Source organism: Hymenobacter ruber, from assembly GCF_054783255.1.
Genome location: NZ_BAAGQX010000003.1, coordinates 373260 through 392534 on the forward strand (window position 1 = coordinate 373260; position 19275 = coordinate 392534).

Consider the following 19275-nt stretch of genomic DNA (forward strand, 5'->3'; position numbering starts at 1 on the left):
TTAAGGGTGAGCGGGTGCTGACGGCGTAGCTGGCACAACGGAAAAAACGGGAGTGTTTTCAGCAGCAAGTTGGTTCAGAATCCGGCTGATTTCGGCAGCTTGGCTAATGATAATGAGGTGGCCGCCGGGCAAAACGTACTGACTGTGCGCAATTCCGGCGGGCAGTAGCCGGTCTTCGGTGCCGTGGATGCGGATGGCCGTTGGCGAGGTGCGGCCCGGCCATCGCAGCAGCCGTGCAATGGCCCAACGTGTGAAACCCGGGTCGGTGTCGTGCAGAATCTGACGCAGCAACTGATAGTCGCGTCCGTTTTTCACCCCGAAAAACCATCCGGCCACCCGCGGCAACCGGGGCAATAGCTGCGGCGGCACCAACCGATACAAGCCCGTGATTCGGGCCAACTTGCCAATCCAGGGCAATTCGGACGGGCTCGCGAAACTGGATATGAGCACTACCCGCGCCAAGGGTCGCAACTGCGCCACCTCCAATGCCAGCAAGCCGCCGAAGGAAACACCCACCAGCCAGCAGGGCTGCTCCGGTGGAATTATTGCCGCAAGCCGAGGCGCGTAGTGTGGCAAGGTTTCGGCGGCATTTTGCGGTGGCAGCCAGCGCAGCGTATGTACTTCACCCCGCAGGCGCAGGAACTGAAAGACCCGCTCATCGGCTCCGAGCCCGGGAATGAGGTAAAAAACGGGCGGCAGGGGTTCCACGCCAGCTACGTATCGAGGCGCACGAACACGCCTTCGAGGTAGAAGATGTTGTGCGGCTGCGGGTCGTCGGGGTCGTCTTCATCCAACTCGCCGTCTTCAGTGGCGGGGTAGGTGACGGAGAGTTTCAGGGCCACGCTGGGCAGGGGCACGGGCGGCGCTTCATCGGAATTGTATTCGAGCAGCGCGGGCCACTCCTGGGCCGCCAAGGCGTCGGCCACTTCCTCCTGCAGGGCCTCGGCGCGGTTGTGCGCCAGGTTCAGGAGCGTATCAAGCGCCTTAAACGGCAGCGCGAGGTGAAAGAAATGCGTGTCGCTATCAAAAAATGTAGTGGCCCACACGGTCACATCGTCGGTATTGTCGAAGACAATGGCCACGACATGAATCTGCTCCACGAAGAAGTCGGCGTCGTCGGCAATGCTGTCGCTCAGTAGTTTCATTCGGCTACGTCGGGGGTTTGGAACAGCTCCAGCGTGATGTGGTCGGCCAGGAGCTTGCCCGCGTCGGTCAAGGTAAGAACTTCGTTTTGGATAGTGGCCCAGCCATTGGCTTGCAGCTCGGCAAGGTAGGCGGCGCGGGTGGCCGGCAGGTCGAGGCCGTGGTGGATGCGCAGGTGGGCCAGGTCGCAGCCCCGGGCGGTGCGCAGGGTGGTGAGCAGGTACTCGTTGGCGCGGTCGGTGGCGGTGAGCTCGTCCACGGTCACGGGCACTTCGCCACGCTCCAGCACGGCGGCCACATACTGCGGGTTGTTGGCGAGGGTGAACTGGCGGTCCCGGCCGTCGTAGCTGTGGGCGCTGGGGCCGAGGCCGAGGTAGGGCACGCCGCGCCAGTAGTTGCCGTTGTGGCGGCTCTCGCGGCCGGGCTGGCAGAAATTGCTGATTTCGTACTGCACGTAGCCGTGGGCGCGCATGGCGGCCAGCAGCATTTCGAATTGCGTGGCCACGAACTCATCGGGCGCAGCTCTGAAGGTGCCTTTTTGCAGGCGGTGGCCGAAGGCCGTGCCCGGCTCGATGGTGAGCGCATAGGCCGAAACGTGCGGCACATTCAGCGCGAAGGCATTGGCCAAATCGGCTTCCCAGATGTGGTGGCCGGGCGCAGGCACGCCGTAAATCAGGTCAATGGAGATGTTTTCGAAGCCCGCATCCTGAGCGCGGCGCACGGCGGTGGTGGACTCTTCAGCGGTGTGGGCGCGGTTCATCATCCGCAGGTGTGGCTCGTAGAAGCTTTGCAGGCCGATGCTGAGGCGGTTGACTCCGGCGGACTTTAGCTCGTGCAGCTTGGCGGCACTGAGGTCGTCGGGATTGGCTTCAAGGGTAATTTCGGCCTGCGGCGCAACGGCGAAGTGGCGGTGGATGGCGGCGAAAATCTGGGCTAATTCCCCGGCCGTGAGCAGCGACGGAGTGCCGCCGCCGAAATAGATGGTTTCCAACGCCGCCCCCGCCCCGAGGTAATCACGCCGCAGCTCAATTTCCCGCACGATGGCTTCGACCAAACGGCTTTTCAGCCCCAGCGAGGTGCTAAAGTGGAAGTCGCAGTAGTGGCAGGCCTGCTTGCAGAAAGGAATGTGGAGATAAAGGCCGGCCATGGTTTCAGTTAACAGTGAGCAGTTAACAATAAATCTATTTCGCATGCTAATTGCCCACGCAGAGCGCAAAGGTACCGCCTGACCGTATGACAAGGCCCGGCTTATGCGCGCTGTTACCTTCGGGAAATTAAACGCTGCCTTCTGCGTTATCCACCCCGAATGACTAGGTTTCTACTGCGCTTTTGGGGAATACTGTTGCTCGGCTGGCTGGCTATGCCACAGCTGGCCGAGGCCCAAACGCCCGGCCTCGACCCCAATGTGCCCAACCAGCCCGGCCTGGCCACCCCTACCCCGCCGCCCAGCCCCACGCCGGCTTCGGCGGCGGCCACGCGCCGGGTGCTGGCCCACCCGCGCCTGCTGGTGCTCGAAACCGAAGCTGCCGACCGGCCCGTGCTGCGTCGCTACAAGGTTCGGGCCAGCGTGCCCGATTCGCTCAGTGCGCTACGCGAGGTGCGCGAGCTGGTGCTGGGCCTACAAGGCGACTCCTACCTCACGGCCTCGGCCGATGAGCTGCACTGGAGCCGCGACACCGTGCGGGTACGTCTCTACGTGGGCGAGCAGTTCCGTTGGGCCTACCTGCGCAACGGCAACCTCGGCGACGGCCTGCTGACCCGCGCCGGCTACCGCGAAAAGTTCTTCCGCCACACGCCCTTCGTGCCCGAAGACTGGGTGAAACTGCAGGAGCGCATCCTCACCGAGGCCGAAAACCAGGGCTTCCCGTTTGCGTCGGTTGGCCTCGATTCGGTGCACCTGAGCGGGCACGACATTGCGGGCCGCGTGGTGCTGAAGCGGGGCCGCGTGGTGGTGTTCGACTCGCTGCAGATTGTGGGCAACAGCAAGACCAAGAAGCGTTTTCTGACCAAATACCTCCAGATTTTTCCGGGCCAGCCCTTCAGCCAGCAGCGCGTGGCCGCCGCCGCCCAGCTGCTGCGCCAGCTGCCCTACGTGAAGCTGCGGGCCGAACCCGAAGTGCGCTTCGCCCTGGGCCGGGCGCGGGTGTACCTGCTGCTCGACGACCGGCCCAGCAACCAGTTCGATGCCATCGTGGGCATTTTGCCGAACTCGAACGCCAGCCAGACCGGCGTGCAGTTCACCGGCGACGTCACCATCAACCTGCGCAATATCAAAGGCGGTGGCAAGCAGCTGGGCCTGCAATGGCGCAAAACCGACGCCATTTCGCAGCTGCTCGATGCCCAGTATGTGCATCCTAACTTCTTCGGCACGCCGCTGGAAGTGGCCGGCACCTTCAACCTCTACAAGCAAACCAATGCCTTTCTCACGCTCCGCCCACGCCTGCAGGTGACGTACCCCACGGCCCGGGCCGGCCGCGTCAGCTTTTTCACCGAGCAGCGCAACTCGTTTTTGCTTGATACGCTGCTGCGGCAAAAAACCGTACTACCCGATACCATTGATTCTCAATACAATTCCTACGGCATCGGCTACGCCTGGAACAGCCTCGACGACTTGTTCTTCCCGCACCGCGGCTACCTCGTGAATGCCCAGGGCGCGGTAGGTACCAAGAAAATCATCAAAAACGGCGAGCTGAAACCCGAGCTCTACGACGGCATTCCGCTCAATTCCACGCAGTATTCCTTCGGGCTGCGCGCCGAACGCTACTTGCCGGTGAAGCGGGCGGGCGTGCTGCTGCTGCGCCTGCGCGGCGAGGGCCTGCTCAATCCGCGCCTGTTTGTCAACGACTTATTTCGGCTGGGCGGGTTGAATTCCCTGCGCGGCTTCAACGAAAACCAGTTCTACACCAGCTCCTACGCCGTGGCTACGGCCGAGTTCCGCCAGTTCATCGGGCCCGATTCCTACGCATTTCTGTTTACCGACCAGGCCTACCTACGTCATGATATTGAAAACGACCGGTTCAGCGACCAGCCCACCGGCGTGGGCGCGGGACTAAGCTTCCGCACAGCGGCGGGGCTGTTCCAGTTCGTGTACTCGGTGGGGAGGGCCAATAACCAGCCGTTTGAGCTGAAATCCTCCAAGATTCACTTTGGTCTGACCAGTCGGTTTTAGTAGGGTTGAAAATGAGTCAGCAAGGGGCAATTGCGCCATTTCGTCCGGTATTTTCGGCTGAAACCCCGGCTTTCGGCCACCCTGGCCGGAATCAGGAAATCTTCATAAAAACTGCCGTCAATATGACTGATTTTCAGCGCAGATAAGCCATGATTCAGATTGGTACATCATTTGTAATTACCCGTCCGAAGCCACCCCAATTTGTGGCTCCCTCCCATGAAACTTATCAGCTCGAAATTCATCCATAGCATTGCCCCTCAGCTCGACCTGCTCAACACCATCGGTGGGGGCGTGGCCCAGCCGCAGCTCCGCATCGACCGCCACCCGAAGGGCGTGATTGTGCGCGTGGCCATGCCCACCGTGGCTGCCAATAGCTTCCGTGTGGTGCTGAACCAACAGAAACTGACCGTATTCAGCGACTACCGCCACGAACCCGACGACCAGCTGGCCGCCCCGCTCTTCGTCCAAACCCTCGAACTGCCCACCAACCTGGACGTGGCCCGCATCGACGCCATCCACGAAGGCCAGGAGCTGCGCGTGCGCATTCCCTTCCTGAACCCCAACGACCAGCAGCGCGAAATCGACATCAAGCGCAACGAGTAGAGCCAATCAATGGCAAGCGCCGGCGGCACTTTGTTTAGCCGCCGGCTCCGCTGCCGCTCCTCGCCACCGCTTTTATAACGCCGGGACCGACCGGCACCGCAGTCCTTTTTATATCGCCGGGACCGACCGGCCACTTTCCGAGTCTTCTGGGTTTCACTCTTGAGCCACCGCCCGCAGCGGTGGTTTTGTTTTTTCGGGCCTAGCCGAACAGTGGGATAATGAGCACGAAGCTCATCACCACGGCCACGTAAAACCAGCCCATCATCTGGCCCCGGTAGCGGTGCGGCAGGCGGTTGCTGAGCACCAGCATGGCCGCGATAACCAGCAGGAGGTGCGCCACGAAAAACACCATGGTTTTCACCCAATTGGCCACAATGGTGTTTTCGGGCTGGTTCTGGTTGCTTTCGCCCAGGCCCGAGGTGAGGTACTGCAAGCCGTAGAACGCTACGGTTTCGAAGACGATGAACAGCCCCAGGCCCGCCAGCAGCGCCGGCCCGGACGATTTTTCAGAGACGTCGGCCATGGCGTTACGGGCGGGGGCGGCCCTGCACTTCCGCGCTGCGAGCCTTGATGTATAGCTCCTCCACCTTGGTGCGGGCCCAGGGCGTGCGGCGCAAAAACGTGAGGCTGGATTTGATGCTTGGGTTCTCGGCGAAGCAGTTCATGCGCAGGCGCGCATCGAGCTCGGGCCAGCCGTAGGCGGCCACGAGGTACTCCAGAATCTGCACCAGCTTCACGCCGTGCAGCTCGCTGATGAGGTGGCCGGTTTCGTCGCGGGCATCGGCGGCGCGCAGGAAAGACATAGGCGAAATTGAGGGGCTGAAAGCGCAAAGTTCGCGAAAAGCCGGGGCCCGGCGCACGATGGCGCGCGGCGCGGCGTTATTTTTGGAGCCCCTGCCTATGCCTCCATTGTCCAGCACCGCTCCCGTTGCCCAGCCCGCCCGGCCCGCCGCGCCCCGGCGGCCGTGGCGGCGCGGCCTGCTGGCAGCGGCCCTGCTGGCCCTACTGCTGGGCGGCACCTACTACCTGCGCCACCAGGTGCAGCTGAACCGCTACGCCCGCCGGGCCTGGGCCACGTTCACCAAAAACGGCCTCACCGGCCGCGAAAAAACCCCGCTGCTGGCCGGCTACTCGGTGCACGGCATCGACGTATCGTCGTACCAGGGCCGCATCGACTGGCCCGAGGTGGCCCGCAACCGGGTCCGGTTTGCCTTCATCAAGGCCAGCGAGGGCGCTACGCTGCGCGACCCGCGATTTGCCCGCAACTGGCGCGAGGCCCGTAAAGCCGGTGTGCTCTGCGGGGCTTACCACTACTTTCTGCCCAACCGCAACGGCAAGGTGCAGGCCGATTTATTTGCTCAAACCGTCCCCCTCGCCCCCGGCGACCTACCGCCTGTGCTCGACGTGGAAGCCGCCAATTTCCACGACGTGGCTGTGCTGCGCCGCGAAGTGGCCCGCTGGCTGCGCCTCATCGAGGCGCACTACGGCGTGCGGCCCATCCTCTATTCCAACCACAGCTTCTACAAGCGCCACCTCGCCGGGCACTTCGACGACTACCCGCTCTGGCTGGCCCACTACGAAGTGGAGCGCCCCACCCTGCCCCGCAGCAAGTGGATAATCTGGCAGCACTCCGACGAAGCCTACGTGCCCGGCATTCGCGGTGTGGTCGATTTCAACGTCTTTCAGGGCAATTTCGAGTCTTTGCAAGCGTTGCGTATTCCGGCGGCCCCGCCCAAACCGGCTCGCTAAAGACAAAAAAAACCGTCCGGCCCGGCGGCTTCCGCAGAAGCAGCCAAGCCGGACGGCCGTAGTTCGCCTGAGGCCGAGGACCTACATTTTTTCCTTGGTTTCCATTTTGGCGTCCTTCTTCACGGCCTTGCCTTCCTTCTTAACCATCTTGTCGTCGTGCATTTTGCCGGCGTGCTTCACCATCTTGCCTTCGGTCTTTTCTTCTTTTTTCATCATCTTGCCATCACCTTGCTGCGCGTGAGCAGCCATGAACGTGAACGACAGGGCGAGGGCCGAAGCCACTTTCAGGAAATTTTTCATCGGTTGTGTTGGGGAAAAATGGGGGTGTGAGAGAATTACGACCGAAAGGTTATCACCGAAAATAAAGGTTGGATGAAGTTGAATAAACAAGCCAAAATTCTGCACCTCGGGCTATTATCGCTGCTGTTTTCACTTGCCCTGGGGCTGGCTTCCTGCGGCAGTAGCCACCATGCGAGCAACGGCACGAAGGGAGCCCGGGGCAGTGTGCAATCGGGCCTGGGCTCCTACTACGCCGATAAGTTCAACGGCCGGCCTACCGCCAGCGGCAGCACCTACCGCCCGGGCCAAATGACGGCCGCTCACAATACGCTGCCCTTCGGCACCCTCATCCGCGTCACCAACACCCGCAACGGCCGCTCCGTGGACGTGACCGTGACCGACCGCGGCCCGCACACCAAAGGCTACATCGTGGATGTGTCGCGCCGCGCCGCCGTGCAGCTCGGCATCATCGAGGCCGGGGTAGTGCCGGTGCAGGTCACCGTCATCCGCGAGGCCGCCGATAATCATTAACCTACCGGCCTCGTCTTCGCGTTCTATCTTCGCCTCACCCCAACTACCCTTGCTATGAACATCCGCAAAAAAGTAACCTGGACGCTCCCGCCCGGCACCAACCGCTACGCCGCCCTCGACCTGTGGGTGTCCGCCGCCGAGGACGAAGAATGGTCCGACGATGAAATCCAATACGTCATCAACGAAGTAGTGGAAGCTGAAACCGACGCTGCCGGCCTCGAAGTGCTGGCCTGGTATAGCAAAACCATGTAGTAATCACGCTGCTCCCGGTCGTGCCGGGTGCGCTTCTGCCGCCCTCTCCTTGCTGCCGCCCGCAGCTAGTTGGGAGGGCGGCTTTTTTGTGTCCGGCACTGTGCTGCTTACCATTTCAAAAGACGATTGTGGCTAAGCTCTGAGATGGTTTATAAAATGAGGTAGTTTCTATAAATAAAACTTTACACAGATTTTTTATTTACAAATCATTTTCAATTTATTTTATTAAGCAAGATTTAATTGTACTTTTGAATTAATCAGGTCTGCGCAACTACGTATTGCTTTTGCCTGCCAACAGTACCACAAACCAATCTTTGCTATGAATATCAATCGTTTACTACTTAAAACCATCTATTTATCGGTTATAGGCGCTTTGAGTTTGGCAACCATTCAGGCAGCGCCCATCGGCACGGGCCAGATGCTGGGCCAATGGGCTGGTACCCTGCCTGTGCCGGGCGGTAGCCGCCAGGTATTTATCAGCGTGAGTGCCTTGGCCGATGGCACGCCCACGGCCCTGCTTCGCATGGATGCGGGCCGGCTACACAACAGCCCCATGCGCGTGGTGAATACCGCCGACAGCGTGGTTTTTTACGCCGATAAGGCGGGCTGCCGATTTGCCGGCCAGCCCGTGGCCGATGGGCAGCGGCTACGCGGGCAATGGCAGCAGCCCGGCTTCCGAGCCATGCTGGTACTGGAACGCGTGGCCACCGACAAAGCCGCCGACAAAACCGCCGAAATCAGCGAAGCCCCGGCATCTTACAGGACCGAAGAAGTACACGTGAGTAGCCCCAGCAGCCCGAGCCCCGAAATTGGCCTGGGCGGTACGCTGCGCCTACCCGCTGGCAACGGACCGTTTCCCGCCGTGGTGCTGCTGCCCGATGTGAATACTCCGGAGCCAAGCACCGGTGATTACAGCCTGCTGAATGCGCTGGGCGACTACCTCACCCGGCAGGGCGTGGCCGTGCTGCGCCTCGATGACCGGGGCACCGGCCGCTCGGTGGGGGTATCTGCGGCTACGACAGGCCCCCAGCTGGTGGCCGATGCGCAATCGGCCATGGCCTACCTGCGGGCCAAGCCGGGCATCGACCCATTGCGCGTGGGCCTGCTGGGACACGGCGAAGGGGCCAACGTGGCACTGCTGGCCGGGGCACAGGCCCCCGCACCGGCTTTTCTGGTGGCCCTGGGTGCCGCCGGCGTGAACGGACAGGAACTGCTGGCCCGGCAAACCTCGCTGGTAAACCAGCCCGGCGAGCCCGATACCGCCCAGATTAAATGGGATTCCCAGGCAGCACAAGCCATGACTCAGGCCCGGCGCGAAGCCAAAAAACAGCTGGCCGCTGGCGCCAATCCCGCCCAGACCCAGCTACACATTGCCCAGGAACAGCTGCGCCTGACCACCGAAGCCCGCAAGCGCAACGACGCGCTATACAAGCGGCAATATGCGCTGCTCGAAATCATACGCCAGACGCCAGATAATGCCCAGGCGCAGGCCATTGTGGCCAATATGCTGAAGCAGATTTATCCGGCCCTGACCTCAGCGGCAGCGCAAACCCGCGCCCGGCAACTCACCAGCCCGTGGTACCGCTCCTTCCTCACGTTCAATCCGCAGGCGGAATTGGGCAAAGTGGCCTGCCCCACCCTGCTTCTGCACGGCACTGCCGATACGCAGGTGCAGCTAGCCGCCAACCTGCCGGTTTTGGAAAAAGGCCTCAAAGCCAATAAGCGGGTGAACGTGCAGAAGCTCGACGGCCTGAACCACGAGTTCCAGGCCCCCCTCAGTGAGCAAGCCCTAGCCGCCGGCACCACCGTGCGCCCCACGGCGGCTACCGATGCCCTCGAAACCGTGGGCGAATGGGTGATGCAGCAGGTGAAATAGCCGCCCGAGCGCTACGCCGCCGTTGGGGAGCGAAAGGCCTCGCGCAGCCAGCACCCGGCCAAAGCCGCCAGCCCACCAACCAGGCCAGCCACAATACCAGCCACCAGCACCAGCGCCACCGATGAGCCGCCCAGCGGCAGCAGCTGCGCCACCCGGTGCGCCAGCAAACCGTCATTCTGGTAGGCCAGCCAGGCGGCGGGCAGTATCCAGCTCAGCCCGCCTCCGCCGGAACCGGCCCAAAAGGCCACCCGGCCCGTGGGCGCAATGGCCAGCCCCACCACAAACGCCACCACAGCCAGGCTCCACCACGGCAGGTCCAGCTGCACGGCCGAGGCCAGCACGAGAATGAGAATCGGTAAAAGCCAGGGATTGCGCCAGTTCATGCGGGCAAAGTAACACAGAAGCCAGACGTTCTGCTAATTCTCAACCGCTTAAGCCGCTGCCAGCACCTCCGGGTCGTTATTAGCCGGTGAGTTCACCCGTTTGCTGATGACGTACTCCTGCATGGCAGCCGCGTCGTAAGGCTGCAATAGTTGCTGGTGCGCCGTCAGGCTCAGGCCATCATCGAGCCAGGCCTTTTCAGCGGCGCGGGTAGGCAGAATGACGGGCATCCGGTTGTGGATTTTGGCCATCAGCGCGTTGGGTTCGGTGGTGATGATGGTGAAGGTGGGGTGCAGCTCGCCGGTGCTGCGGTCCAGCCACTCGTCCCAGAGGCCGGCGAAGGCGAAGGGCTGCTCATCGCGCAGCAGGATGCGGTGCGGCACTTTGCCCGCCGGCGTAGCCTGCCACTCAAAGAAACTGTCGGCCAGCACCAGGCAGCGCTTTCGCCCCAGCAACTGCCGGAAACTGGGCTTTTCGGCCAGCGTCTCGGCCCGGGCGTTGATGGGCTTGGGACCGGCGGCGGGGTCTTTGCTCCAGCCGGGCACGAGGCCCCAGCTCAGGAGCTGAATCTGGCCGGGCGCGGCATTGGTGATGATGGGCAGCCGCTGCGAGGGCGCGGCGTTGTAAGTAGTCGGCGCGGGCTCGGTGAATTTGGCGTCGAAGCGCTTTTCAGCGGCAGGCGCGGGGGCGATGAATGTGTAACGACCACACATGGCGGAAAGGAAGGAATGTGAAAATTGCCTGTCATCCTGAACGCAGTGAAGGACCTTACCACGCTCGGACGAGTCGTTTATACGACAATCGTTCAAACGCGATAAGGTCCTTCACTGCGTTCAGGATGACAGGGAAATAATTCCCCTTTCCTTCTGCTTACGCCTTATACAGCAACTCGTAGTATTCCTTAGCCATGCGCCCCGATTCAAACTCGGGCTCTACGTCCTTCATGGCGGTTTTCACTACTTTCAGGAAGTTTTTGGGCTGGTCGTAGTAGAGCGGCAGCACGGTGTTTTCCAGCACGTCGAGCAGGGCGGTGGCTTCAGCATCGTCCTTCACATTGTCGGGCAGGGTCACGTCCACAATCGGAATGAGGAAGCCGTTTTCGTCGTTGCGGCAGAACTCGGGAATCCAGCCGTCGGCGATGCTCAGGTTCACGCTGGCGTTCATGGCGGCGGTCATGCCGCTGGTGCCGCTGGCCTCGCGCGGGAAGCGGGGCGTGTTCAGCCAGATGTCGGAACCCTTCTTGAGGGCGGCCGACAGGCCCAGCTCGTAGCCCGTGAGCACGGCGCAGTTCTTCAGGTGAGCCGTGCGCTTGATGATGTCATTGAACAAAGCCACCGCACCGAAATCCTTCGGGTAGGGCTTGCCGGCCCAAATCATCTGAATCGGGTGCTTGGCATTGCTGGCCAGCTCCACGAAGCGCTCGAAGTGGCGCAAAATCAAATCGGCGCGCTTGTAGCCGGCAAAACGGCGGGCCCACACGATGGTGATTACGTTGGGGTCGAAAATGTTGCCGGTCTGGTCGGCCACGATTTTGAACAGGTCCTTTTTCAGCTCCTGCTTGCGGGCCAGCAGGGCGGCATCGTCCTTGCCTTTGAGGGCGGCGGCCAGCTGCGGGTCGCGCCAGTAGGTGCCGTTCTGACTGTTAGTGATAGGGATAATGGGGCAAATGCCCTCGTAGTGGCCCCACATTTCGTTGGCCACGGTGCCATGCACCTTGCTCACGGCGTTGGCCTTGCGCGAGAAGCGCAGCGCGGTGAGCGTGTAGTTGAGCGCATCGCCGGTGCCGATTTGCGCCGTGCGGCGCACTTCTTCCTCCGTCATGGTCCCGAAGAAGGTCATGTCGGTGAGCAGCTTCATGGGGCGCTCCTCGTTGCCGGCCAGCTCGGGGGTGTGCGTGGTGAAGACGAGGCGCTTCTGCACCTCGGCCAGGTCGCGGCCGTGCTTTTCGTAGAGGTAGAACGCCAGCGGCAGGCCGTGGCCTTCGTTGAGGTGGTACGCGTCGGTTTTGCGGCCGAGCACATCGAGCAGCTTGCCGCCACCCACACCCAGCAGGATGCTTTGGGCCACGCGGGCCGCCGAGTCCGGGTCGTAGAGGTGGTGCGAGATGGTGCGCGAGAGGAAGTCGTTTTCGGCAATGTCGGTGGTCAGGAAGAACATCGGCACGGTGCCAAACACCTCCGGGGCCAGGTACAGGGCCTTCACCTGCACATCGGCCCCGTGGATGGTGATGGGGAAGATGATGCCCGTGTCCTGCAGAAACGAGTAGTGCTTGTGGCGGAACTCGGCGCGCATGCTCTGCTCAGCGTCGCGGTCCTGGTCGTAGTAGCCAAACGTCCACAGAATACTGATACCGATGAGGTTCTGCTTCAGCTCGAAGCCCGAGCGCATATGCGAGCCGGCCAGGAAGCCGAGGCCGCCGGAGTAAGTTTTCAGGGCCTGGTCGACGGCAAACTCCATCGAGAAGTACGCGGCGGCGGTCTTGAATTTCGCGGCCGGCGTGTAGGGTTTAAAGGTAAAAGCCATTATTGAGGGCTAGGGCGAGGGCCGGAGCGTACGCCGGAATAGAGGTTTCGGGTTGGGAAAAAGAAGGCACGCTGAGAGCATGGCTTCTCTACGAGGGCGCAAGGTCCGAAGCATTCCTGAAAAATCGCAACCACTTGATATTGAGGCACGACTTACGCAAACGTTAGCATTTGGCCCAACGGCAACAGTGTCAAGGCAATATCAGCCAGTGTTTTACTGCCAAAATTTCTTCGTGGCCCGCGCAAAAGGTGCGGCGCTCAATATCTCGGCCTCCTTGCCGGCCTAGCGCTACTTAATTGGCTTCGCTGAACAAGCAGTAATTATGAAGGAATAATTAATTTTTTATTTATAACAATAAATTTTCTGATTTTAATAAAATTTAGCCTATGAAAAAGTATTTAATTGATGATAATTCAAAAAAAGCCACAATCTTTTAATATATCCTATTGCAATAACCCTGATGGATTACTCTAGCTTTGGCGCTTCACTCCCAAATCTTTAACCCATTTCACACCATGCGCATGACACTTTCTGTTCGCTACCTGGTGGCACCCTTGCTGGGTGCTCTCCTGTTCGCCAGTTGTTCGAAATCGGAGCTAACGCCGGAGGCACCGGCGGCGGCTACGGTGTTGCAAAACGTCTCGGCACCGGGCTTCCCCGAAGGGTTTGAAACGGGCACCAAAACGGCTTACACCACGGGCAGTGTCACGCTGGGCTCGGGCTCCTGGACGCTGAACGATGCCCTCATCGGCAACACCACGGCCGACGCCAAAACCGGCAGCTGGTCGACCCGGGTGCGCAACAGCGGCTCGCTGAGCATGAATTTCGACCTGGCCGGCGGGGCCGGCGTGGTCACGGTGGCACACGCCAAGTATGGCACCGACGCCAGCAGCACCTGGGAGCTATGGGCCAGCGCCAACAGCGGCAGCAGCTACGCCAAAGTGGGCAGCACCATTACCACGAGCAGCACGAGCCTGAGCACGGCTTCCTTCACGGTGAATATTGCCGGCAATGTGCGCCTGCAAGTGCGCAAAACCGACGGCAGCACCAACCGCCTGAACTTCGACAACATCACGGTGGAAACCTACGGCACCGGTGGCGGCGGTGGAGGTGGTGGTACCGGCGGCAAGAAATTCCTCTTCGATGCCACGCACGCCGAACTGGCCGGCAACGCCGACTGGGCCCTGGACGTGGACGGCGGCGTGACGCCGCGCTACCCCACGCCGGCCGCCTCGGGCATCACGGCCAGCACCTCGGAGACGTACTGGACGGCCGCCCTCTCCTCGTGGGGCGTGGCGCTGGTGAAGCTGGGCAACTCGGTGGAAAACCTGCCCTCGGGCACGGCCATCACCTACGGCAATGCCTCGAACCCCCAGGATTTGGCGAATTACAACGTGTTTGTGGTGGATGAGCCGAACACACTGTTCACGGCCAGCGAGAAAACGGCCATTATCAACTTCGTGAAAAACGGTGGCGGCCTGTTCATGATTTCCGACCATGACGTGTCGGACCGCAACAACGACGGTTACGACTCGCCCGCTATCTGGAATGATTTGATGACCAACAACTCAGTGCAGGCCAACCCCTTCGGCTACAGCATCAACCTCACCAACATTTCGGAAACCACCAGCAACGTACTGGCCAGCAGCACCAACACCATCCTGAACGGCTCGCAGGGTGCCGTGACGCAGCTGAAGTTCTCCAACGGCGCCACGATGACCAAAACCTCGGGCTCGGCCGCTACGCCGCTGATTTGGCAGGGCAGCGCCTCGCAGGGCAATACCAACATCATGTGCCTGAGCAGCACCTACGGCACGGGCCGCGTGGTATGCATCACCGACTCGTCGCCGGCCGACGACGGCACCGGCAGCCCCGGCAACACCGTGTACCCCGGCTGGACCGAAATCGCCAGCCACGCCAAGCTGCACATGAACGCCTCACTCTGGCTGGCCAAGCAGCAGTAAGCCATCTGGCTGACGCGAATACTGAAAGCCCGCTCCCGGATTCGGGGGCGGGCTTTTTTGTGGGCTTTGAGGTGGCGAAAAATATATTCCGAAAGTGGAAACGGTTGCGCATGAAGCGCCTTCCGGGAAAGCCGTACTTTTGGCCTCGACGTTATTCTTACGCCCTTTTTGCCATGAAATTCCCACAATTTTTACTGGTTGCCACCGGGCTGCTGATGCCGCTGCTGTCGCCGGCCGCAACCGGTGCTGCTGGTCCTGCCGCTGCTCCCAGCCCCACTGCCAAAGCCGCCCCCGGCGTGCGCATCGACCCCACTTACTGGTGGGTGGGCATGAAAAACCCCAAGCTGCAACTGCTGGTGAATGCGCCCGGCATCGCGGGCAGCACTGCTACCCTGACCACTTATCCCGGCGTGACGCTGGACAGCCAGCAGAAGCTGGAAAGTCCCAACTATCTCATCGTCAACCTCACCATCAGCCCCGACGCCAAGCCGGGCCAGCTGAAACTGAGCTTTAAAGGCACCAAAAGCCTGACGTACACCTACGAGCTGCGCGCCCGCAACACCGACCCGCAGCGCACGCAGGGCCTCACGCAGGCCGATTTTATCTACATGCTGATGCCGGACCGCTTCGCGAATGGCGACCCGAAGAATGACGTGGTGAAAGGCACCCGCGTCAACCATATTGCCCGCGACTCGATGTACGCCCGCCACGGCGGCGACCTGAAGGGCATTCAGAACCACTTCGACTACTTTAAGAAGCTGGGTGCCACGGCCATTTGGCCCACGCCCATCATCGAAAACGACATGCCCAAGGCCAGCTACCACGGCTACGCGGTGACGGACTGCTACAAGATTGACCCGCGCTACGGCACCAACACCGAGTACCAGCAGTTCGTGAAAGCCGCCCACGCCGACGGCCTGAAAGTGGTGCAGGACATCGTGCTCAACCACTGGGGCAGCTACCACCACCTGTTCCTCGACAAGCCGGCGGCCGACTGGTTCCACGCCTTCCCCAAGTTCACGCGCAGCAACTACAACGCCTTCGCGCTGAACGACCCCTACGGCTCGAAGCGCGACTACACGCTGTTCAACGACGGCTGGTTTGATACCACGATGCCCGACGTGAACCAGGGAAACCCGCTGGTGGCAACTTATGTGATTCAGAACTTCCTGTGGTGGGTGGAGTCGACGGGGATTGACGGCTACCGCATTGATACTTACCCATATTCTGAGCCAAACTTCCTCATGGCCTGGGGTAAGGCCATTGGCGAAGAATACCCCAAGCTGGCCCAGTTTGGCGAAGCCTGGGAAGGCACGGAGGCCGAGCAGGCTTTCTTCGCCCAGAATATTTTCCCGCCGGTGAACGGCTTCAAATCGAACCTGCCCGGCGTGCTGGATTTTCAAATCTGCTTCGCGATTTCGGACGCTTTGAAGACGGAGAATGGGGATTTGAGCAAGCTCTACCACGCCCTGCAGGGCGACTGGCTGTACGTGGATGCCACGCGCAACGTGCCCTTCCTCGACAACCACGACATGAGCCGCTTCTACTCGGTGATTGGCGAGGACTTTGGCAAGTTCAAAACTGGCATTGCCTGGCTGCTGACTTTGCGCGGCACGCCTCAGTTGTACTACGGTACCGAGGTGCTGATGAAGAACTTCTCGAACCCCGACGGCAAGGTGCGCGAGGACTTCCCCGGCGGATGGGCCGGCGACAAAAACAACTACTTCACCACGCGCCCCAGCGGCCAGGCGGGCGAGGCCTTTGACTACGTGAGCAAGCTGGCCAACTACCGCAAGGCCCACCCGGTGCTGAGCAGCGGCAAGCTGATGCAGTTTATCCCGCAGGACGGCGTCTACACCTATTTCCGCTACAACGACGCGGGCGAATGCGTGATGATTATCGCCAACAACACCAAGAACGAAAAGAAGGTGGACGGCACCCGCTTCGCCGAGCGCACCGACGGCTTTTCGTCGGGCGTGGAAGTGGTGAGCGGTGCCACCATCAGCGACCTGAAAACGCTGACCGTGCCTGCCCACACGGCCTGGGTGGTGGAACTGCGGAAATAATCCGACGGTTCGTTTAAACTGCTTCGCTTGCTGCCCCGGCAGATTTCCTTTCACTGTTGCCTAACCCTGCGCGCCCATGACTGACCTCACCGACCAAGTTGCCATCGTCACCGGCGCGAGCCGTGGCATTGGCAGAGCCATTGCGTTGCTGCTGGCCCTGCAAGGCGCCAAAGTGGTAGCAGTGGCCCGCAGCGAAGACGAGCTGCTGGACCTCGGCCAGAAAACCCAGGGTCTGTGCATCGTGGCCGACGTATCGGACGAGCAGGATTCGCAGGACATCATCAACGAAACGCTGCGCCGCTACGGCCGCCTCGACATTCTGGTGTGCAACGCCGGCGTGGGCTCGTTCAATGAGCTGGAGCAGTTTGACGCGGCCGAGTGGGACCGGATTTTTGACACCAACGTGAAGGGCACTTTCCTACTGTGCAAGGCTGCTGTGCCGCATTTCAAGGCCCAGAAAAAAGGCCACATCGTGGGCATTACCTCCGATGTGGCCAAGCGCACCTTCGCCCACGGCACGGCCTACGGGGCCAGCAAATTTGCCCAGGACGCCGTGCTGGCCAGCCTGCGCAAGGAAGTGCGTCCGCACGGCATCAAGGTGAGCACCATTTACCCAGGGCTGGTCGATACTTATTTCAACGACACCACCCCCGGCAGCGCCGAGAACGAGAAAACTCACCTCCGCCCCGCCGATGTGGCCCAGGCCGTGCGCTACGTGCTGGAAGCCCCCACGCATGTGGTGGTGGACGAGCTCATGCTACACCCCTGCACCCAGGAATGGTAATCTTAACGGTTAGTGGTCAGTGGTTAGTATTACGCTTGTCAGTGCCTTCAATTCACTAACCGTTAACCACTAATCGTTAATCACTGAGCGAAGCGTTATCTTGCCGCATCATGAAAAAACTGTTGCTGGCCGGTGGCCTCCTCTCTTTGGCTGCTTTCTCGTTGCCCAACCCGCCCGTGGACAAAAAACACCCCAAAGCCACTGACCCGAATACCACCGCCGAAGTTCCGAAGGACAATAAGCTCGTCATCTACCAGCTGATGACGCGCCTGTTCGGCAACAAAGTGGCCCTGAACAAGCCCTACGGCACCATCACAGAGAACGGCTGCGGCAAATTCAACGACATTACCGACAAGGCCCTCGAAGAAATTAAGGGCATGGGCGTGAGCCACGTGTGGTACACCGGCGTAATTGAGCACGCCACCATGACTGACTACACCAGCGCCGGCATTCCGGCCGACGATGCCGACGTGGTGAAGGGCCGCGCCGGCTCGCCCTACGCCATCAAGGACTACTACGACGTGGCCCCCGACCTGGCCGTGACGGTGAAAAACCGCATGTCGGAGTACGAAGCCCTCATCAAGCGCACCCACGACCACGGCCTACGCGTCCTCATGGACTTCATCCCGAACCACGTGGCGCGCTCCTACAAATCAGACGCCAAGCCCCAGGGCGTGGTGGATTTGGGCGCTAATGACGACAAAACCAAGGCTTTCGCGCCCAACAACAACTTTTACTACCTGCCCGGCAAAGCATTCGTGGTGCCGGCCAACTACAACCCGCTCGGCCCGCTGAAAGGCCCGCGCGAGGACGGCAAATACGCCGAAAACCCCGCCAAGGCCACCGGCAACGACGTTTTCTCGGAAGCGCCGAGCGTGAACGACTGGTTCGAGACCGTGAAGCTGAACTACGGCGTGGACTACGTGAACGGCCGCAAAACCTACTTCGAGCCCGTGCCCGATACCTGGAAGAAGATGCGCGACATCCTCGTATTCTGGGCCGGCAAGAACGTGGACGGCTTCCGTTGCGACATGGTGGAAATGGTGCCCGTCGAGTTCTGGGCCTGGGTGATTCCGGAGCTGAAAAAGGTGAAGCCCGGCCTCGTGTTCATCGGCGAAGCCTATAACCCCAAGGAATACCGGACCTACCTGGAGAAGGGCCATTTCGATTTCCTGTATGACAAAGTGGGCCTCTACGACGACCTGCGCAAGCTGATGCGCCAGGAAGGCACCACCGAAGACATCACCAAAGTGTGGAAAGAGGAAAGCAACGGCTTCTCCTCGCACATGCTGCGCTTCCTCGAAAACCATGACGAGCAGCGCATTGCTTCGCCGGACTTTGCCACCGACCCGCGCCGCGCTATTCCGGCTATGGCCGTGACGGCCACCCTAGCCAGCGGACCCGTGATGCTCTATTTCGGGCAGGAAGTAGGCGAGCCCGGCCGCGGGGCGGAAGGCTTCAGCAGCGAAGACGGCCGCACCAGCATCTTCGACTACTGGGGCGTGCCCGAACACCAGAAATGGCTGAACCAGGGCAAATTCGACGGCGGCAAGCTCAGCCCCGAGCAAAAAAGCCTGCGCGACTACTACCGCCGCCTCCTCACCCTTACCAGCACCAGCGAGGCCATTCGCAAAGGCCGTTTCTACGAGCTGCAGGACGCCAACAACCTGGGCAAGGAGTACAACCAGCGCCACCTCTACACCTACCTGCGCTACACCGACAAGCAGCAGTTGCTCATCGTGGTCAATTTCAGCGCCGACAAAACCTACAAGCCCACCCTCAACATCCCTGCTGAGGCCATGACGGCCATGGGCCTGAGCACCAAAAAATTCTACACATACACCGACCTCCTCGCAGAGGGCGAGCCCCGCGGCTCCCTCAACCTGACGCTAGCCCCGCTCTCGGCGCAAATTTTCGAGATAAAATCCCGGTAGCCCTGCCCGGCTTTACCGGTA

The 19275-nt window shown here is 60.9% G+C and carries 19 protein-coding genes; 10 read left to right on the forward strand and 9 right to left on the reverse strand.

From position 1 onward, the window contains the following. The 3 genes from ACYVM5_RS08620 to hemW are packed head-to-tail and all read right to left on the reverse strand — an operon-like array spanning window position 1 to window position 2290. The gene (locus tag ACYVM5_RS08620; protein WP_460617723.1) at window positions 1-708 is read right to left on the reverse strand and encodes an alpha/beta hydrolase; all 708 of its coding nucleotides are present in this window, start codon (window positions 706-708) and stop codon (window positions 1-3) included. Between the two features lie 5 nt (window positions 709-713). Then, a complete protein-coding gene (locus ACYVM5_RS08625) occupies window positions 714-1145 on the reverse strand; it encodes a hypothetical protein (protein WP_460617724.1) in 432 nt (143 codons plus the stop codon). After that, window positions 1142-2290, reverse strand: a complete 1149-nt coding sequence (gene hemW / locus ACYVM5_RS08630) for a coproporphyrinogen-III oxidase family protein (protein WP_460617725.1) — start codon at window positions 2288-2290, stop codon at window positions 1142-1144. The genes ACYVM5_RS08625 and hemW overlap by 4 nt, the downstream gene beginning before the upstream one ends. Window positions 2291-2449: 159 nt before the next feature. Between hemW and ACYVM5_RS08635 the strand changes: the two genes are divergently transcribed. Beyond that, window positions 2450-4312, forward strand: coding sequence for a BamA/TamA family outer membrane protein (locus ACYVM5_RS08635; protein WP_460617726.1), 1863 nt, complete (start codon window positions 2450-2452; stop codon window positions 4310-4312). Window positions 4313-4528: 216 nt separating this feature from the next. Further along, window positions 4529-4915 (forward strand): Hsp20/alpha crystallin family protein, encoded by a 387-nt coding sequence (locus tag ACYVM5_RS08640; protein ID WP_460617727.1) that lies wholly within the window; start codon window positions 4529-4531, stop codon window positions 4913-4915. Window positions 4916-5114: 199 nt separating this feature from the next. Here the strand turns inward: ACYVM5_RS08640 and ACYVM5_RS08645 are convergent, their stop codons facing one another. Next, window positions 5115-5438 (reverse strand): hypothetical protein, encoded by a 324-nt coding sequence (locus ACYVM5_RS08645; protein WP_460617728.1) that lies wholly within the window; start codon window positions 5436-5438, stop codon window positions 5115-5117. 4 nt (window positions 5439-5442) lie between these two features. Then, on the reverse strand, window positions 5443-5718 hold the full coding sequence (locus ACYVM5_RS08650; protein ID WP_460610871.1) for a VF530 family protein: 276 nt from the start codon (window positions 5716-5718) through the stop codon (window positions 5443-5445). A 97-nt stretch (window positions 5719-5815) separates the two neighbouring features. On the opposite strand from ACYVM5_RS08650, the gene ACYVM5_RS08655 reads away from it, so the two are divergent. Further along, window positions 5816-6664 carry a glycoside hydrolase family 25 protein gene (locus ACYVM5_RS08655; protein WP_460617729.1) on the forward strand — a complete coding sequence of 283 codons (849 nt, stop codon included), beginning with the start codon at window positions 5816-5818 and terminating at the stop codon, window positions 6662-6664. 81 nt (window positions 6665-6745) lie between these two features. Here ACYVM5_RS08655 and ACYVM5_RS08660 read toward each other — a convergent pair whose 3' ends face one another. Continuing rightward, the gene (locus ACYVM5_RS08660; RefSeq protein ID WP_460617730.1) at window positions 6746-6964 is read right to left on the reverse strand and encodes a hypothetical protein; all 219 of its coding nucleotides are present in this window, start codon (window positions 6962-6964) and stop codon (window positions 6746-6748) included. A 78-nt stretch (window positions 6965-7042) separates the two neighbouring features. Here ACYVM5_RS08660 and ACYVM5_RS08665 point away from each other — a divergent pair, with 78 nt between their 5' ends. The 3 genes from ACYVM5_RS08665 to ACYVM5_RS08675 all read left to right on the forward strand — a co-directional run bounded on the left by ACYVM5_RS08665 (window position 7043) and on the right by ACYVM5_RS08675 (window position 9602). Then, entirely contained in the window at window positions 7043-7474 is a 432-nt protein-coding gene (locus tag ACYVM5_RS08665) for a septal ring lytic transglycosylase RlpA family protein (RefSeq protein ID WP_460617731.1), read from the forward strand. A 54-nt stretch (window positions 7475-7528) separates the two neighbouring features. Then, entirely contained in the window at window positions 7529-7726 is a 198-nt protein-coding gene (locus ACYVM5_RS08670) for a hypothetical protein (protein ID WP_460617732.1), read from the forward strand. Window positions 7727-8045: 319 nt separating this feature from the next. Continuing rightward, window positions 8046-9602, forward strand: coding sequence for an alpha/beta hydrolase family protein (locus ACYVM5_RS08675; protein WP_460617733.1), 1557 nt, complete (start codon window positions 8046-8048; stop codon window positions 9600-9602). Between the two features lie 11 nt (window positions 9603-9613). Here ACYVM5_RS08675 and ACYVM5_RS08680 read toward each other — a convergent pair whose 3' ends face one another. The 3 genes from ACYVM5_RS08680 to glgP form a co-directional block, all read right to left on the reverse strand. Further along, the gene (locus ACYVM5_RS08680) at window positions 9614-9985 is read right to left on the reverse strand and encodes a hypothetical protein (RefSeq protein ID WP_460617734.1); all 372 of its coding nucleotides are present in this window, start codon (window positions 9983-9985) and stop codon (window positions 9614-9616) included. 48 nt (window positions 9986-10033) lie between these two features. Then, window positions 10034-10696: an SOS response-associated peptidase gene (locus ACYVM5_RS08685; RefSeq protein ID WP_460617735.1), complete on the reverse strand. Its 663-nt coding sequence runs from the start codon at window positions 10694-10696 to the stop codon at window positions 10034-10036. Window positions 10697-10853: 157 nt separating this feature from the next. Further along, a complete protein-coding gene (gene glgP, locus ACYVM5_RS08690; RefSeq protein ID WP_460617736.1) occupies window positions 10854-12506 on the reverse strand; it encodes an alpha-glucan family phosphorylase in 1653 nt (550 codons plus the stop codon). 521 nt (window positions 12507-13027) lie between these two features. Between glgP and ACYVM5_RS08695 the strand changes: the two genes are divergently transcribed. The 4 genes from ACYVM5_RS08695 to ACYVM5_RS08710 all read left to right on the forward strand — a co-directional run bounded on the left by ACYVM5_RS08695 (window position 13028) and on the right by ACYVM5_RS08710 (window position 19254). Continuing rightward, on the forward strand, window positions 13028-14470 hold the full coding sequence (locus ACYVM5_RS08695; protein WP_460617737.1) for a hydrolase: 1443 nt from the start codon (window positions 13028-13030) through the stop codon (window positions 14468-14470). A 173-nt stretch (window positions 14471-14643) separates the two neighbouring features. Continuing rightward, the gene (locus ACYVM5_RS08700) at window positions 14644-16536 is read left to right on the forward strand and encodes an alpha-amylase family glycosyl hydrolase (protein ID WP_460617738.1); all 1893 of its coding nucleotides are present in this window, start codon (window positions 14644-14646) and stop codon (window positions 16534-16536) included. 76 nt (window positions 16537-16612) lie between these two features. Further along, window positions 16613-17320: an SDR family oxidoreductase gene (locus tag ACYVM5_RS08705; RefSeq protein WP_460617739.1), complete on the forward strand. Its 708-nt coding sequence runs from the start codon at window positions 16613-16615 to the stop codon at window positions 17318-17320. A gap of 110 nt (window positions 17321-17430) precedes the next feature. Further along, a complete protein-coding gene (locus ACYVM5_RS08710) occupies window positions 17431-19254 on the forward strand; it encodes an alpha-amylase family protein (protein ID WP_460617740.1) in 1824 nt (607 codons plus the stop codon). The last annotated feature ends 21 nt before the right edge of the window (window positions 19255-19275 follow it).

What these genes read in the sequence shown, in the direction of transcription:
- ACYVM5_RS08625 (WP_460617724.1), bottom strand. Translation starts at nt 1,145, where the DNA reads ATGAAACTACTGAGCGACAGCATTGCCGACGACGCCGACTTCTTCGTG.
- hemW (WP_460617725.1), bottom strand. Translation starts at nt 2,290, where the DNA reads ATGGCCGGCCTTTATCTCCACATTCCTTTCTGCAAGCAGGCCTGCCAC.
- ACYVM5_RS08635 (WP_460617726.1), top strand. Translation starts at nt 2,450, where the DNA reads ATGACTAGGTTTCTACTGCGCTTTTGGGGAATACTGTTGCTCGGCTGG.
- ACYVM5_RS08640 (WP_460617727.1), top strand. Translation starts at nt 4,529, where the DNA reads ATGAAACTTATCAGCTCGAAATTCATCCATAGCATTGCCCCTCAGCTC.
- ACYVM5_RS08645 (WP_460617728.1), bottom strand. Translation starts at nt 5,438, where the DNA reads ATGGCCGACGTCTCTGAAAAATCGTCCGGGCCGGCGCTGCTGGCGGGC.
- ACYVM5_RS08650 (WP_460610871.1), bottom strand. Translation starts at nt 5,718, where the DNA reads ATGTCTTTCCTGCGCGCCGCCGATGCCCGCGACGAAACCGGCCACCTC.
- ACYVM5_RS08655 (WP_460617729.1), top strand. Translation starts at nt 5,816, where the DNA reads ATGCCTCCATTGTCCAGCACCGCTCCCGTTGCCCAGCCCGCCCGGCCC.
- ACYVM5_RS08660 (WP_460617730.1), bottom strand. Translation starts at nt 6,964, where the DNA reads ATGAAAAATTTCCTGAAAGTGGCTTCGGCCCTCGCCCTGTCGTTCACG.
- ACYVM5_RS08670 (WP_460617732.1), top strand. Translation starts at nt 7,529, where the DNA reads ATGAACATCCGCAAAAAAGTAACCTGGACGCTCCCGCCCGGCACCAAC.
- ACYVM5_RS08675 (WP_460617733.1), top strand. Translation starts at nt 8,046, where the DNA reads ATGAATATCAATCGTTTACTACTTAAAACCATCTATTTATCGGTTATA.
- ACYVM5_RS08680 (WP_460617734.1), bottom strand. Translation starts at nt 9,985, where the DNA reads ATGAACTGGCGCAATCCCTGGCTTTTACCGATTCTCATTCTCGTGCTG.
- ACYVM5_RS08685 (WP_460617735.1), bottom strand. Translation starts at nt 10,696, where the DNA reads ATGTGTGGTCGTTACACATTCATCGCCCCCGCGCCTGCCGCTGAAAAG.
- glgP (WP_460617736.1), bottom strand. Translation starts at nt 12,506, where the DNA reads ATGGCTTTTACCTTTAAACCCTACACGCCGGCCGCGAAATTCAAGACC.
- ACYVM5_RS08695 (WP_460617737.1), top strand. Translation starts at nt 13,028, where the DNA reads ATGACACTTTCTGTTCGCTACCTGGTGGCACCCTTGCTGGGTGCTCTC.
- ACYVM5_RS08700 (WP_460617738.1), top strand. Translation starts at nt 14,644, where the DNA reads ATGAAATTCCCACAATTTTTACTGGTTGCCACCGGGCTGCTGATGCCG.
- ACYVM5_RS08705 (WP_460617739.1), top strand. Translation starts at nt 16,613, where the DNA reads ATGACTGACCTCACCGACCAAGTTGCCATCGTCACCGGCGCGAGCCGT.
- ACYVM5_RS08710 (WP_460617740.1), top strand. Translation starts at nt 17,431, where the DNA reads ATGAAAAAACTGTTGCTGGCCGGTGGCCTCCTCTCTTTGGCTGCTTTC.